Here is a 15082-nt window from a genome sequence, read left to right as displayed (position 1 = left end):
GGAGGGCCTGATGTATTTCCCGGTGCTGCACTCACGCTGATCGCAAAGGTGTTCGGTGACAAGCCGTTCTGCGAGCCTTCACCGGTGATTGAACTGACCAACCTGACCAAGGCCTACGGCCGCGGTGACCAGTGGACGGTGGTGCTCGACGGCGTCACCTTCCGCGTCGACGCCGGCGAAATCCTGGCCGTCGTCGGCCCGAGCGGCGCGGGCAAGAGCACGCTGGCGCAGTGCATCAACCTGCTGACGCCGCCGACGTCGGGTTCGGTCGTGGTCAACGGTGAGGACCTGACGACGCTGTCGGCAGGCAAGTTGCGGGTGGCCCGCCGACGCATCGGTACCGTCTTCCAGGCCGCCGGGCTGCTGGAGCGACGCACGGCGGCCGAGAACGTCGCACTGCCACTGGACTACCTCGGCGTCACGGCGTCGGAGACGAAGCGCCGCGTCGCCGAACTGCTGGACCGGGTAGGCCTCGCCGATCGCGCCGGGCACTACCCGTTCCAGCTCTCCGGGGGTCAACGACAGCGGGTCGGCATCGCACGTGCGTTGGCGCTGCGGCCGTCGGTGCTGCTGTCCGACGAGGCAACGGCCGGGCTCGATCCCGTCACCACCGACTCGGTGGTCGACCTGCTCCGCGAGTTGCGTGACGACCTGAACCTGTCCATCGTCTTCATCACCCACGAGATGGACACCGTGCTGAAGATCGCCGACTCGGTGGCGCGGTTGGACCACGGCAGCATCGTCGAGTCGGGTCGCATCGTCGACCTTCTGACCAACCCGCGGTCGTCGCTGGGTGCCGAGTTGCGTCCGCAGCGATCCGACGCCCGACCGGCTGTAGGACAACAGATCTGGAACGTCGTGTACGACGGAACCGACGTGCCCGCCGATTGGATCGCCGCGGCGTCCAAGGACCTCGGCGTGCCGTTGTCGGTCCTCGGGGCGTCGGTTCAGGTGGTGGCCGGCGTCAGCGTCGGCGGGGTGACCCTCGGCGTTCCCGCGGAATTGGGCGACGACGTGCGCGGCACGCTCGCGCGCTACGGGCTCTCGGCAGATCTGGCCGAGCACTCGCCACCTGCTCGCGCGTTGGAGGGCGTCGCATGACCGAGACACTGCTCGCCAACGCGAAGGTCCCGGTCGGTGAACTCCCCGGGCTGCTGTTTCCGGCGCTGGTGGACACCCTGATCATGGTCGGGATCGTGATGGCGATCGTCGTGGTGGTCGGCGTCCCACTGGGTGCCCTGGTGCACAACCTGGCGCCGGGCGGGCTGTTCGAGAACCCCGGCCTGCACACCGTACTGAGTTGGGTCATCAGCGTCGGCCGGTCGTTGCCGTTCCTGATCCTGATGGCGTCGATCATGCCGTTCACCAGATTCGTCACCGGCACCAACATCGGCATCGCGGCAGCAGTGGTGCCAATGTCGTTGGCGGGCATCGCATTCTTCACCAGGATCGTCGAGAACTCGCTGCGCTCGGTTCCGCCGTCGGCGGTACAGGTGGCGCGCGCCTCGGGTGGGTCGCCCCTGCAGATCATCCGCACGGTGCAACTCGGCGAGGCCGTCCCGTCGATCATCGGCGGGCTGACCATCAACGTCATCGCCATGATCGAATACTCGGCCATCGCGGGCACCATCGGCGCCGGCGGAATCGGTTATGTCGCCGTCACGTACGGCTATCAGCGATTCGACCAGGGCGTCATGCTCGCCACCATCGTGATCCTGGTGATCACCGTCGCCGCGGTCCAGCTGATCGGCGACGCCCTCGTCCGCCTGACCACACCGCACCGCCGACTGTCCTCCGTCGCGGCCCGCCCGCTCCGCAGACGCGCACCCGCCGTCTAATTCGAAAGGCTCACCATGACAACCACACCCACCGCATCACCGGAGGCCGACGACCACGGCTTCGAACTGCGCCGACGGCCCAGGTGGATCTGGCCCGCGCTCGGACTCGTCGTGGTCGTCGTCGCGGCCGTCGCCGTGAAGTTCGTCTTCTTCGGAGAGACCAAGTCCGCCAACGAGATCGCCGGCGCGACCTTGGTCGTCGCCACCAACGAGGGCAACGCCGCCGAGCAGTCGCTCATCGAATACATCGCCAAGGACGTCGCGCCGCGGCACGGCATCAAGGTCGCCTTCCGCGGCCTCACCGACAGCAACACCATCAACCGAGCCGTCAGCGACGGCGAGGTGGCCGGAACGATCTATCAGCACAAGCTCTGGCTGAGCCAGGTGCTCGAGGCCAATCCGGACTTCCGCGAGACGGCCGCGACGCCGGTCTTCCGGTGGGGCTTCGGCATCTGGTCGGACAAGTACACCGATCCGTCGCAGCTGCCCGACGGCGCCAACGTGTCCCTCTACTCGGATCCGGCGAATGAAGCCCAAGGGCTGTGGCTGCTGGAGCGGGCGGGGCTGATCACGCTGAACCCGGCGGTCGACAAGTTCCAGGCCACTCAGAAGGACATCGTCGGCAATCCCAAGAACCTGAAGTTCACCCTGCTCGACTTCGCCGCGCAGTCCCGGTCGCTGCCGGACCTCGACGCCGCCGTCGGCTACACCGAGTACTACCTGGCCGCGAAGATTCCGCTGACTCAGCAGATCTTCGCGCCGCCCGCGCCGGACGAGTTCGCGGGCCAGCTCACCATCGGCAGCAAGTGGGCCGACACCGACAACGTGAAGAAGCTCGTCGAGACGTTCCAGGATCCGGCGGTGCAACAGTTCCTGGCCACCGATCCCAGCGTGAAGAACATCCTGTTGCCGCTCGGGTAGCGGTCGTACGATCGAGTCATGGTCGACACCGGAGCCGAAGACGCCACGAAGCTCGCAGGCGGTAACGTCGCCGCCCTGCTTCCCCGCACCGACCGCACGGTCGAGGAGGAGCGGCTGCACCGCAAGCAGAACCTGGCGGCCGCCTTCCGACTGTTCAGCCGGTTCGGGTTCGACGAGGGCGTGGCCGGGCACATCACCGCCCGCGATCCCGAACTCACCGACCACTTTTGGGTCAACCCGTTCGGCATGCACTTCGGCCACATCCGCGTCAGCGATCTTCTGCTGGTGCGGCACGACGGCGAGATCGTGCACGGGGACCGCCCGGTCAACCAGGCGGCGTTCGCGATCCACTCGCAGGTTCACGCCGCCCGTCCCGACGTGATCGGGGCCGCGCACTCCCACTCGGTGTACGGCAAGACGTGGTCGACGCTCGGCAAGCTGCTCGACCCGATCACGCAGGACGCCTGTGCGTTCTACCAGGATCACGCGCTGTTCGACCAGTACTCGGGCGTCGTCCTCGATCTCGAGGAAGGCAAGCGCATCGCGCACGCGCTAGGCGACGGCAAGGCGGCGATCCTGCGCAACCACGGGCTGCTGACCGTCGGTCATTCCGTCGAGGAGGCCGCCTGGTGGTTCATCACCATGGAGCGGTCGTGTCAGGCGCAGCTGATGGCGGAGGCTGCGGGCACCCCCGTCCTCATCGACGACCAGATGGCCGCGCTGACCCGTGGGCAGGTCGGCAGCCACTTCGCCGGGTGGTTCAGCTTCCAGCCGCTGTTCGCCAAGATCACCAGGGAGCAGCCCGACCTGTTCGACTGAGCGAGTCACTGCCGTCACATCCGTCACGAGGTGCGTAGCCTGGACGGCGATGGACGTGCGGTGGAAGGTCTTGAGCGTGCTCGCGGCGGGCACGCTCCTCGTCGGTTGCCAGTCGACGATTTCCGGTAGCCCCGAGCGCAACGCCGGGAACCCAACCGAACCGACGTTTCCCACGTCGACGCCGTCGCGCTCCAGCCCGACACCGACGACCACGACGACGACCACCACCCCCGTCGCCGCACCTCCCCCGGCGGCCGAGGCGTTGCCGCCGCAGAACGGCTACGTGTTCATCACCACCAAGTCCGGCCAGACCCGGTGCCAGATCAACACGACCGAAGTCGCCTGCGAGGCCCCCTTCACCAGCTCGCCGGTGGTCGACGGTGCCCCGGCCAACGGCGTGCGAGTTACCGCAGACGGTCAGCTCAAGTGGGTGCTCGGCAACCTCGGCGACATCCCCGTCGTCCCCATCGACTACCGCACCTACACCGCGCAGGGGTGGACGATCGTCGCCAGCGAGGACGGCACGAAGTTCACCAACGACGGCACCAGCCACGGAATGTTCGTCGCCATCGGCGGTGTAGACGCCTTCTAGACGTTTAGCCAGGGCGCCGTTACGGGAAGAACCCACCGGTGAAGCATCGCGAGGAGCGCCCGGGTCCACACGTCTTCGTCCTCTTCGGTGCTACCGGAGACTTGGCAAAGCGCAAGCTCTTTCCCGGCCTGTACCGGCTGGCGGCAGCGTCACGGCTACCCGAGGACTACGCGATTATCGGGTCGGGTCGGCACTCCCCCGGTTCCGACGACGAATTCCGCGAGAAGATTCGCAGCGGCCTGCAGGAGTCGGTCGACGACCTCGACTCCGACGTACTCGAAGACCTGTTGAGCCGCTTGACCTTTCAGACCTCCGATGCCAGTGAGGACGACGGCGGCAAGGACCTCGCCGCCGCCGTCCGCGAGGCGCACGACGGCCTCGGCGACGATTCGCGCACGCTGATCTACCTCTCCGTACCGCCAACGGCGATGGAGTCGATGATCGGCATGCTCGGCCACGAGCACCTGACCGACGACGCCCGCGTCGTCGTCGAGAAGCCCTTCGGGACCGACCTGGAGTCGTCCCGCGAGCTCGACGCCGCCCTGAAGAAGGTCGTCAGCGAGGATCAGGTGTTCCGCATCGACCACTTCCTGGGAAAGGAAGCGGTGCAGAACATCTTGGCCTTGCGCTTCGCCAACGGCCTCATCGAGCCCGCCTGGAACCGCGACCACCTGATGTCGGTGCAGATCGACGTGCCGGAGACGTTGACGGCCGAAGGGCGGGGCGCGTTCTACGAGTCCACGGGCTGCTTCCGCGACATGATCTCCACCCACCTGTGCCAGGTGCTCGGCTTCATCGCCATGGAGCCTCCGGTGCACCTCGACCCGACGGCACTGCGCAACGAGAAGGCGAAGGTCTTCGCCGCGATGCAGCCGCTGAACCCCGACCGCGTCGTGTTCGGGCAGTACGAGGGCTACCGCGACGAGGACGGCGTCGCCGACGATTCGAAGGTCGAGACGTTCGTGGCGTTGGAGGCCTTCGTCGACACCGAACGCTGGCAGGGCGTGCCGTTCCTGCTGCGCACCGGCAAGTCCCTCGGCGCCACCCGACGCACCGTCACCCTGACGTTCCGCACCCCACCGATGGGACGGTTCGGTGACAGCGAGTACGGCCCCAACCAGCTGGTGATCGAGCTCAGCGACTCGCCGGAGTTCGAGGTTAGCCTGATGGCCAAGCGGCCCGGTCCACGAATGGACTTGGTGCCGTTGACGTTCAACCTCGACATCGCGAAAGAGGATCCCGACGACGTCCCGCTTGAGGCCTACGAGCGGTTGCTGCTCGACGTGATGCGCGGCGACCAGACGCTGTTCACCAGGGCCGACGAAGTGGACCGGCTGTGGGAGATCTGTCAGCCGGTTCTCGACACCCCACCGCCGACGCTGCCGTACGCTCGCGGTTCGTGGGGCCCCGACGAGGCGATCGAGTTGGCAGGCCCGGAAGGGTGGCACCTGCCCGATGCCTGACGACTGGCCCGCCATAGCGGACCACGGACTGATCGGCGACCTGCGCACCTGCGCCCTGGTTGCCACCGACGGCACAATCGACTGGTTCTGCGCACCGCGTTTCGACTCCGCGAGCGTGTTCGGTGCGATCCTCGACACCGAGCGGGGCGGCAAATGGACGCTCTCGCCGACGGGCGAGGTCTCCCGCACCCAGCAGTTCTACTTCCCCGACACCGCCGTCCTGATCACCCGGTTCCTCACCCCCGACGGCGTCGCCGAGGTGCACGACTTCATGCCCGTCCTCGGGGCGGGCGACCCCGAGCATCGCCAACGGCTGGTCCGACGAGTCAGCGGTGTGCGGGGCACGATCACCATGCGGACGTGCGTCGACGCCCGACCGGATTACGGGCGCGAGCGGTGCGTCGCCGAGGAGAGCGGTGACGGCGTGCTCATCACCGGTGACGGCGTCCGCCTTGGCCTCGTCGCGTCCGTCGACCTGTCCATCGAGCCGGGCGACGACAACACCCGCGTCAGCGCGGAAGTCGAACTGTCCCAAGGTGACAGCGCACTGTTCGTGCTCGAGATGCTCACCGGAGACGACGTGCCTTCGAGCAACGCAGTCGACATGACCGACGACCTGCTGGACGCCACTACGTCGTACTGGCGGTCGTGGTTGCGCCAGTCGCGCTACGTCGGCCGCTGGCGCGAGACGGTGCACCGGTCGGCAATCACCCTCAAGCTGCTCACCCACGAGCCGACCGGCGCCGTCATCGCCGCACCGACCACCAGCATCCCGGAATTCATTGGGGGAAGCCGCAACTGGGACTACCGCTACGTCTGGGTCCGCGACGCCGGCTTCAGCCTGTACGCCCTGCTCCGGCTCGGCTTCACCGACGAGGCCCGTGCGTTCGTCGGCTGGCTCTCCGAACGGCTCGGCGAGGAACGCGAGCAGGGCGACGGCCCGGAGAACCTCGGACCGCTCCGGGTGCTCTACGACATCGACGGCAACCGCCCGGTCGACGAGACCGAGCTGACTCATCTGCGGGGGTACCGCGACTCTCGTCCGGTCCGGATCGGCAACGCCGCGGTCGACCAACTGCAGCTCGACATCTACGGCGAGCTCATCGATTCGGTGTACCTGTTCAACAAGTACGGCGCTGGAATCAGCAGCGACGCATGGGACGACGTCGTCGAAGTCATCGATTGGTTGATGGGAAACTGGGACCGCGAAGACGCAAGCATGTGGGAGGTCCGTGGCGGTCACCGCGCGTACACGACCTCGCGGCTGTTCTGCTGGGTCGCCCTCGAGCGCGCCATCCGCATCGCCCGCCAGCGTGGTTTGCCCGGCGACGTCGGAGCGTGGTCGAAGACGCGCGACGAGATCTACGCCCGCATCATGTCGCACTCCTGGAACGACGACTTGCAGGCCTTCACACAGACCGAGGGCGGCACCGAGCTCGACGCCGGGGTGCTGCTGATGCCGATGGTGAAGTTCCTCTCGCCCGCCGATCCGAAGTTCCTGTCGACGCTCGAGGCCGTCGAGAAGGACCTGGTCACCGACACCTTGGTGTTCCGGTACTCACCGGAAACCGATGGTCTCGACGGCGAGGAGGGCACCTTCTCGCTGTGCTCGTTCTGGTACGTGGAGGCGCTGACGCGGGCGGGCCGCCTCGACGACGCCCAGCTGGCGTTGGAGAAGATGTTCACCTACGCCAACCACGTCGGCCTATACGCCGAACAAGTCAGCGCGACCGGCGACCAGGTCGGCAACTTCCCGCAGGCCTTCACCCACTTCGCGCTCATCAGCGCGGCGATCAACCTCGATCGTGCACTCGACACAGGAGACAAGTCATGACAGTCGCCCAGCAGGAGCGCGCCGCGCTCGTCACCACCATGCGCGGCGTCGGCCCGGAACAGCCGACGCTGTGCGGAGATTGGACGACCCGCGACCTGGCCGCCCACCTGGTCATCAGGGAACGCCGGCTCGACGCCGCACCGGGCATCATGGTGCCGAAGTTCGCCGGCTACACCGAACGGGTGCAGAACCAGGTCGCCGCCGAGAACGACTGGAACGTGCTGCTCGACCAGATCGCGTCGGGCCCGCCGCTGTTCTCGCCGTTCAAGTTGCTCGACCCCTTCGTCAACGTCGCCGAGATGTTCATCCACCACGAGGACGTCCGGCGTGCCGTAACCGGCTGGGAACCAAGGGAACTCGACGAGGCGACGACGTCGTCGCTGGCGCGGCAGGTCAGTCTGATGTCGCGGATGACGATGTCGAAGACCCCGGCGCGGGTAACGCTGAAGACGCCCGACGGCACCACGGTGACCACCGTCGGCAAGGGCCCCGCCGTCACGGTGACGGGCGAACCCGGCGAACTGTTGATGTTCATCTCCGGCCGCGACCAAGCCAAGCTGACCTTCACCGGTGACGACGCCGCGGTGAGCGCGGTGCGCGACGGCGATCGAGGCCTCTAGGCATAAGCAACTAGGCTGACCCGCATGGACTTCCGCGTATTCGTCGAACCGCAGCAGGGCGCCACCTACGCCGACCAGTTGGCCGTGGCCAAGACCGCGGAGGCGGCGGGTTACTCCGCCTTCTTCCGGTCCGACCACTACCTGGCGATGTCCGGTGACGGCATGCCAGGGCCGACGGATTCCTGGGTGACCCTCGGCGGCATCGCCCGCGAGACGTCCACCATCCGGCTCGGCACCATGGTCACCTCGGCCACCTTCCGCCACCCCGGCGTGCTGGCCATCTCCGTCGCCCAGGTCGACGAGATGAGCGGCGGCCGGGTCGACCTGGGACTCGGCGCAGGCTGGTTCGAGGCCGAGCACGACGCGTACGCGATCCCGTTTCCGCCACTCGGCGAGCGATTCGACCGGCTCGAAGAGCAGTTGGACATCCTCACCGGGCTGTGGAGCACGCCGGTGGGTGAGACCTACGACTACAGCGGGAAGCACTACTCGATCAAGGAGTCCCCTGCGCTGCCCAAGCCCGCCCAGTCGCCGTACCCGCCGATCATCATCGGCGGCGGTGGGCCCAAGCGCACACCCGCCCTGACGGCGAAGTACGCCTCCGAGTTCAACATCCCGTTCGTCGACCTCGAGACCCTCAAGACGCAGTACGCCCGCGTCGACGCGGCGGTCGAGGCGGCCGGCCGCGCGGCGAACTCGCTGACGTACTCGGCGGCGTTCGTGGTGTGCGCCGGCCGGGACGACGCGGAGGTCGCCGCCCGCGCCGCGGCGATCGGCCGCGACGTCGACGATCTGCGCAGCAGTTCACCGCTGGTTGGCACGCCCGGCGAGATCGCCGACAAGCTGGATCCGTTCGCCGAGGCCGGCGTGCAGCGCGTCTACCTCCAGGTCCTCGACCAGTCCGATCTCGACCACGTCGAGTTCTTCGCGGCCGAGGTCATCCCGCAACTGGGCTGACCCCGCCCGTCACGAGCGCCCGCGGCTACCATCAAGCCCGTGACGGACGCCGACCACGACGAGGACGAGCCGCCGTGGCACGAGCGCACGTCGACCGTCGTCGGAGCCAGTGTCGGCGCGATTGCGGTGATCGGACTGCTGTGGCTGCTCATCTCCTACGTCGTCGGCGGTTCCGACGAGCCTGGGACGACGTCGCAGTACTACCCGGATCCCAGCTTCTCCGACCGCAGCTCCGCGGCCACGACGTCCAGCTCCAGCACCGAGACCATCACCAGCACCAGTCCCCCGGTCACCACCGACATCGACCCCGGCGACACGACGACCAGCGGTACCGACACCACCTCGACGTCTCCGACCACGACGTCGTTCGACCCGTCCAACCTCCCGAGGACCAGGACGTCGACGACCTACGGTGACGGGCGTCAGCGACCGCGGCTCAACGAGACACGGACGCTGTACCCCCGGCCCTGACCTCGCCGAGTGCACGCTTGTCGTACGCATCGCCCGAGTTCGCCCCGAGTAACCCCGTAAGCAACCGTGCGGTCGGCGCGTCTCGGGCGCAGTCAGCGGCCCTGGGCGGCGAAGTCGGCCACCATTGCCTCGGCGCTGCGGACAGCCGCGCGGCACGCCCTGGTGGTGAACGGGTCGTTGAGCGGGTGATCGGCGCGCCGGCGCCACCGCTGCGCCGCGGAGAACGCCGCCCGCGGGCCGTCGTAGGGCGCGTCGGGTTGCAGGCCGAGGCGGCTGGCGGCGTCGGTTCCCGAGCCGCCGATGATTCGCCGCAGCGACGCCATTTCGTCGTCGTTCAACGTCGTTGAGCGCGAGCGCAATTGACTCAGCAGGCGCAGCTCTTCGAACGCGTGGGTGTCGGCGAGCAACGGTTCGATGTCGGCGAGGATGTACGGGGTGGCGTAGATCGGGTTGTCCTCGACCACCCGGCGCAGGGACAGCAGCGCCGTGTGCGCCTTCAGGAGATCCGACCGCTGCGCGAACTGCTGGTCGATGACGTCGCGTAGGGCAATCAACCCGCTGCGCTCGAGGAGCTCGTCGGCCAGCGCCACCGAATCGGAGATACCCGCGCGCAGCACCGCGATCGAGATCCGGATGCCGAACATCCCGAACCGCTCCAGCAGGGCTGCGCGGGTGGCGGCGTCAACAGGCAGGGCCTGGCTTCCCTCCTGGTCCTCGCGGACGAAGCGGTCCACCGACAGCATCGACTTGGCCAGCTCGCCGGCGTCGACCCCGGCGAGCTTCTCCAGCGCGACGAACTCGCTCTGCCGCAACGTCCGCGCGGTCAGCGCGAGCAGCCCCGACACGGGGACGACGGCCTGGCAGATGCCCGTCTTGTCCATCTCCGCGGTGAACCGGGTGGCGACGTCCTTGGCCGACAGCATGGCGTCGATCCGACCGGCTCCGATCTCGTCGGCCCGCGACGCGACGCCGATCACGCCGAGCGCACCCGACGAGCCTCCGACGAGGGTGCCAATCTGCTTGAGCAGGCCGATGTCCGTCGCGTTGAGCGTGCGCAGCAGGAAGACGACGGCGTCGACGCGGGGGACGCCGTCCTCCGGGACCAGCAGGCGCAGCGTGCGCTCGGAGACGTCGCGTGACAGCGACGACGTGCCGGGCGTGTCGATGATGGTGGTGTCGACCAGTTCGGCGGCTGGCCATTCGACGTCGAGGTCGACGACGTCGTCGGGGTCGAGGCTGGCGAAGTCGAACGTCAGCCCCCGATCCCCTGGGTCGCGGGCGATGGGCACGTTCGACCGTCGGCCGCCGCGGTGGTTGGCGGTGACCTTCGGGGTGGCGCCGTTGCGGAACCAGGTGACGATGCGGGTGGCCTCGGTCGCGTCGGTCGGGGCGATGTCCTCGCCGACCAGGGCGTTGACCAGCGTCGACTTACCCGCCTTCAGCGTGCCGGCGAGCGCGACGCGGATGGGCTGGTTGAGCCGCCTGCCGATCCAGTCCAGTTCGTTGTGCACGTCGGGGCGCTCACGGTAGGCCGGGTCGCTGCGGTAGGCCTGCATGGTGCCGCCAAGGATCGCGCGCACTCGATCGCTGGTGCTCATGTCGGTTGCCCAGCTTAGTGACCGCCGCTGCGAAGTTACCCAGCGACGCTTTCCGGCCGTGGCGAGAGGTTCACGGCGTGCTCGGTGACCTGGCGCAGGATGTTGAGCCGACGCTCCAGTTCGCGCACCCTGGTGTCGCGCTCGTCCATCTCCATCTTGGCCGCGGTGAGCGACGCCTGGAGGGACTCGTTCAGCGATCGGGTGGTCTGGTTGGCGATGTCGCGGTAGTGGTCGCGGAGCTGGCGCTGCACGCCCTTGAGACGGTCGCGGGACTCCTTGCTGACGATGAACGACACGTCGTCGACGAAGCGGCGGACGTTGGTCTTGGCCTCGTTGCGCACGCGGAGCATGCGGTTCTCCATGTCCTCCTTGTACGCCTTGCGGCCCAGCACCAGGCCCGCGCCGAGCGAGAGCGGGTTGAACATCCCGAGGCCGGCGAACGAGGTGAGCATGCCGAACATCAGGACACCGCCGTAGGAACCACGCATGCCAGTGACGACCTTGTGCCCCTTGCCAATTGGCTTTGCCTCCAGTCGGCTGAGCGACTTCATCTCACCGAGCCCGGCGCCCATGTCGCGGGCGTTGATCTGCGGCATCTTGACCGCGTCCAACCCGGCCTCCATGAAGGTCCTGCCCACCTCTTGCGCAAGTGCTTCGGCCCGCTGATAGGCCCAGACGAAGTTGTCGCCGACGGCGGTGGCGACGGCGTCCTCCAGCTCGGCGCCGATCTCGGCCCAGTGCTGAGTGGGGTCGCACCCGTCGACCAGATGCTCGGTGTGCTGGGTGATGGCGCGGAACCGGGCCCGCAGATCGTGGTCGACGTCCGCGGTCAGGTCGTTGATGCCGTCGTTGAGCACCTGCTGCCACAACGCGGTGTGCTGCAACGCATCCTGCGCCTCCTGCTTGCGCCGCTCGAGGTCGGCGTTGAGGGCGTCGCGGGCCTCGGGGTCGTTGATCGACGACAGCTCCGTCTCGACGGTCATCGTCAGGTGTTCTGCCGCGGAACGAACCTCGGCGAGCACCTGGTCGCGGATGCGGTCGTTCTCCCGGCCGAGGACCTTCTCGCTGAGGAACTTGACGATCGCAGGGAAGTTCGACTCCTCGTTGAGTTCCTTGTCGTTCATCTGGATGGCGTGGCTGCGCAGGACCGAGGACACCGGGGTCACCGGGACCGCCACGCCAGCCCGCTGCAGGTGGCCGACGTTGGCCGCGACGATTTCGCGCCAGTGCGGGTAGAGGTCGGTCTTGGTGGCGAGAATCGTTGCGACTGGGCAGATTTCGACGGCTTGGCGAATGAATGTCATCTCGGGCTCGGTGAATTCCTGGCTGGTGTCGCTCACCATCAGCACCGCGTCGGCGTCGGGCAGAAGACCCAGCGTCGCCGACAGGTGCGGCTGACCGTGCCCACCCACCCCCGGGGTGTCGACGAACGCCAGCCCGTTCTTCAGCAGCGGGCTTGGCGCGGTCACCTCGACGCGCAGCACCTCGCGGCCCCCGGCCTGCGGCGCGCGGCGCAGGTCGTTGCGGACGTCGGCCATCGGGATCTCGACCTCCTCCGGCTCGGCACCCTCGCCGCGCGAGACGATCAACCGGGCCGACGCCTGGTCGCCGTAGGAGACGACGGTCGCCAGCGTGGTGGTCTCGTCGTCGCCGACGCGCGCGACGGGAACGTTGAGCAGCGAATTCAGCAGTTGACTCTTGCCCTGCTTGAGCTGTCCCGCGATGACCACCCTGACCTGGGGGTCGCTGATCCGCTCCTTGGCCCTGGCGAGTCGCTCGACGAGGTCGCCGCGCTCATATGCCTCGGCGATCTTGGTGCTGTGGTCGATCAACTCGACGATGACCTTCACTTTGCGAGGGTCGTTCGGTTGGGTCATCTCATCCTCTTCCGCCGCGGTCAACGGTAGGCGTGGAACTGGCGGGGACCCCCAAGGGAGTCCCCGCCAGTCGTGGTGATCGGCTAGAAGCCGAGGTGCGAATCGTTGTGCGACGCCAGATCCGTGTCGTTGTGCGACGCGAGGTCCGTCGAGTTGCCCGAGGCCACGTTGCTGGTGAAGCTGTGGTCGTCGACGGTGTTGTCGACGTTCGAGTGGGTCTCGGTCTCGGTCGAGACGTGGGTGTTGACCGAGCTGTCGGTGTGGTTGCCGCTGCCCAGGTCGCCACCGGCGGTGGTCTGGTTGCCGCCCACGGTCGAGCTGGTGGAGTGCGAGGACGTGTCGTTGACGATGATCGACCCGCCGCCACCGCCGTTGCCTGCGTTGGCCTCGTTGCCCCCGTTGCCGATTCCGATGCCGAGCAGGCCGCCACCGCTGGACCCACCGCTGGCGCCGGCGCTGCCACCGTGGCCGCCGGACATGTCGTTGTCCTTGATGACGGTGCCCTCGTTGCCGGTGATGATGTCGCCGCCGGAGTGCTGCGAGGTGTCGGTGACCTTCGTGTCGTTGCCCTCGCCGATGATGATCGGCGAGTGGCTGCCGCCGTCGATGTAGCCGGTGTTGGCGCTGTTGCCTTCGCCGACGACGTTGCCGTTGCCCTTGACGCTGGTGGTGTCGATGTCGCCGGCGGTGCCGGTGTTGACGACGGCGCCGTCGGTGGCGGACGTCTTGTTGCCAAGGGTGATGTCGCCGAAGCCGAGGTTGAAGGCGCCCTGCTGAGCGTTGGAGCCCGCGTGCTGGTCGGGGCTGAGCAACGAGGTGTCGTTGTTGCTGGCGAGCTGCGTGTCGTTGTTGCTGGCGAAGTCCGTCTGCGGCGCGAAGGCCGTCTGCGGGGAGAACGCGGTGGGGATGTTGTGGTAGCTGGCCACCGCGCTCTGCAGACCGTAGACCGGGTCGCCGCCGCCGAGCAGCACACCGGCGGGCGCCGCGGACGCGGCGACGGCGGCGAACTGGGAGGCGCTGACGTTCTGCAGGCCGACGGAGCGCAGCGCGCCCTCGGGATCGGAGATGTAGTTGGCGGCGACTGCCGGGCTGCGGAACAGGTCGAGGATGTAGTCGAGGAGGTTCGTCATGGGAGTGCCTTCCGATCGTGGGTGTCTAGGTCGTGTCGCCGTGCCTCCGGCGATCTGTTCACTACGTTATGGGGCCGTCGGAACCCCGGAAACGGGGACGCAACCCCTTGCTCCCGGGGGCCGTTACGGGGCGATCCGGGGGTGTCCGTTAGGGGATTAGGGGATTCCCCTGGGGCTCGGCCGCGAGCGGCTGGTCAGGCCCAAAGACGACGACAGCGCGGCCATTGCTGGCCGCGCTGTCGCGAATCGGGTGGGGCTGGTGCCGTCGGGTCACGTGAAGATGTCGAAACCCGGATCGTGCGGATGGTCCAGATGACCGTCGAGGAGGTCGGAGACGTCGTGCTGGCCGAGATCCGGCGAGCCGGCTGCGTCGTCCACCGGAAGGTCGTCGACGACGGGCGCGTCGACCGTCGGTACGCTCAGCTCGTCGAAACCGTGGTCGACGATGGTCGGTGTCGAATCCTCCGGCAGTTCGATGACGTTGGCGACCATGGGGACGTGATCTGCGACGACGTCGCTCCCCTGGATCGGGAGGTGGGCGTCGAAGGCGTCGAAGGCCGCGGTGGCCGCACCGCTTGCCCACACGTTGTGGGCCGAGTCCAGCAAGGTATCGGCGCTGGCGGGGACGCCCCCCGACGGCACGACGGTCGACATCGACTCCGCGACGACGGGGATCAGATTGTCGACGTCCACGTGGGTGACGTCGGTCAGGTTGGCGTCGGCAATGGTCTGGGCGGGGTTGGCCGCGTACTGGGCTGCAGCGTCCGGATCGCGCACCAACGACATCACGAAGTCGAGGAGTGAGTTCGCCACGACGTACCTCCTCTGCTCTGCTCGCGGGACCGTGCTCAGGCGCCGCGAAGGTGCGGCGGCCATGGTTCAGCTCGAATGTTATCGGCGCCGGGGGCCGCGGGAATCGGTGCTGAGACCACCCGCGCCCGGTGGGCATTAGGGGCCGACGC

General features: G+C 67.9%; 14 protein-coding genes. 10 read left to right on the top strand and 4 right to left on the bottom strand.

The window, feature by feature from the left end; all coding sequences use genetic code 11:
* Positions 1-84 precede the first annotated feature (84 nt).
* Genes B1790_RS19485 through B1790_RS19440 form a run of 10 tightly spaced genes read left to right on the top strand, consistent with a single transcriptional unit; the run spans position 85 to position 9515 of the window.
* Positions 85-1101 (top strand): methionine ABC transporter ATP-binding protein, encoded by a 1017-nt coding sequence (locus B1790_RS19485; protein WP_079924924.1) that lies wholly within the window; start codon positions 85-87, stop codon positions 1099-1101.
* On the top strand, positions 1098-1838 hold the full coding sequence (locus tag B1790_RS19480; RefSeq protein ID WP_079924919.1) for a methionine ABC transporter permease: 741 nt from the start codon (positions 1098-1100) through the stop codon (positions 1836-1838). Before B1790_RS19485 ends, B1790_RS19480 begins: the two co-directional genes overlap by 4 nt.
* Positions 1839-1853: 15 nt before the next feature.
* Positions 1854-2759, top strand: coding sequence for a MetQ/NlpA family ABC transporter substrate-binding protein (locus tag B1790_RS19475; protein WP_079924918.1), 906 nt, complete (start codon positions 1854-1856; stop codon positions 2757-2759).
* A gap of 18 nt (positions 2760-2777) precedes the next feature.
* Positions 2778-3578, top strand: a complete 801-nt coding sequence (locus B1790_RS19470) for a class II aldolase/adducin family protein (protein WP_079924917.1) — start codon at positions 2778-2780, stop codon at positions 3576-3578.
* Between the two features lie 49 nt (positions 3579-3627).
* Positions 3628-4170, top strand: a complete 543-nt coding sequence (locus tag B1790_RS19465) for a hypothetical protein (protein WP_142271400.1) — start codon at positions 3628-3630, stop codon at positions 4168-4170.
* 38 nt (positions 4171-4208) lie between these two features.
* Positions 4209-5633, top strand: a complete 1425-nt coding sequence (gene zwf / locus B1790_RS19460) for a glucose-6-phosphate dehydrogenase (RefSeq protein WP_079924916.1) — start codon at positions 4209-4211, stop codon at positions 5631-5633.
* Positions 5626-7467, top strand: a complete 1842-nt coding sequence (locus B1790_RS19455; protein WP_079924915.1) for a glycoside hydrolase family 15 protein — start codon at positions 5626-5628, stop codon at positions 7465-7467. The genes zwf and B1790_RS19455 overlap by 8 nt, the downstream gene beginning before the upstream one ends.
* A complete protein-coding gene (locus B1790_RS19450; RefSeq protein ID WP_079924914.1) occupies positions 7464-8087 on the top strand; it encodes a TIGR03085 family metal-binding protein in 624 nt (207 codons plus the stop codon). Before B1790_RS19455 ends, B1790_RS19450 begins: the two co-directional genes overlap by 4 nt.
* A gap of 24 nt (positions 8088-8111) precedes the next feature.
* Positions 8112-9044, top strand: a complete 933-nt coding sequence (locus B1790_RS19445; RefSeq protein ID WP_079924913.1) for an LLM class F420-dependent oxidoreductase — start codon at positions 8112-8114, stop codon at positions 9042-9044.
* Positions 9045-9083: 39 nt separating this feature from the next.
* Entirely contained in the window at positions 9084-9515 is a 432-nt protein-coding gene (locus tag B1790_RS19440; protein ID WP_079924912.1) for a hypothetical protein, read from the top strand.
* 92 nt (positions 9516-9607) lie between these two features.
* Here B1790_RS19440 and B1790_RS19435 read toward each other — a convergent pair whose 3' ends face one another.
* The 4 genes from B1790_RS19435 to B1790_RS19420 form a co-directional block, all read right to left on the bottom strand.
* Positions 9608-11113: a dynamin-like GTPase family protein gene (locus B1790_RS19435; RefSeq protein WP_079924911.1), complete on the bottom strand. Its 1506-nt coding sequence runs from the start codon at positions 11111-11113 to the stop codon at positions 9608-9610.
* Positions 11114-11148: 35 nt separating this feature from the next.
* Entirely contained in the window at positions 11149-12990 is a 1842-nt protein-coding gene (locus B1790_RS19430; RefSeq protein WP_079924910.1) for a dynamin-like GTPase family protein, read from the bottom strand.
* Positions 12991-13073: 83 nt separating this feature from the next.
* Positions 13074-14120, bottom strand: coding sequence for an IniB N-terminal domain-containing protein (locus B1790_RS19425; RefSeq protein WP_079924909.1), 1047 nt, complete (start codon positions 14118-14120; stop codon positions 13074-13076).
* Positions 14121-14390: 270 nt separating this feature from the next.
* A complete protein-coding gene (locus tag B1790_RS19420; protein ID WP_079924908.1) occupies positions 14391-14933 on the bottom strand; it encodes an IniB N-terminal domain-containing protein in 543 nt (180 codons plus the stop codon).
* Positions 14934-15082: the final 149 nt, after the last annotated feature.

The sequence above is a fragment of the Mycobacterium sp. AT1 genome (assembly GCF_002043095.1).
In the GTDB taxonomy this organism is placed as follows: Bacteria; Actinomycetota; Actinomycetes; order Mycobacteriales; family Mycobacteriaceae; genus Mycobacterium.
This window is presented reverse-complemented; position numbering and strand designations above follow the sequence as displayed.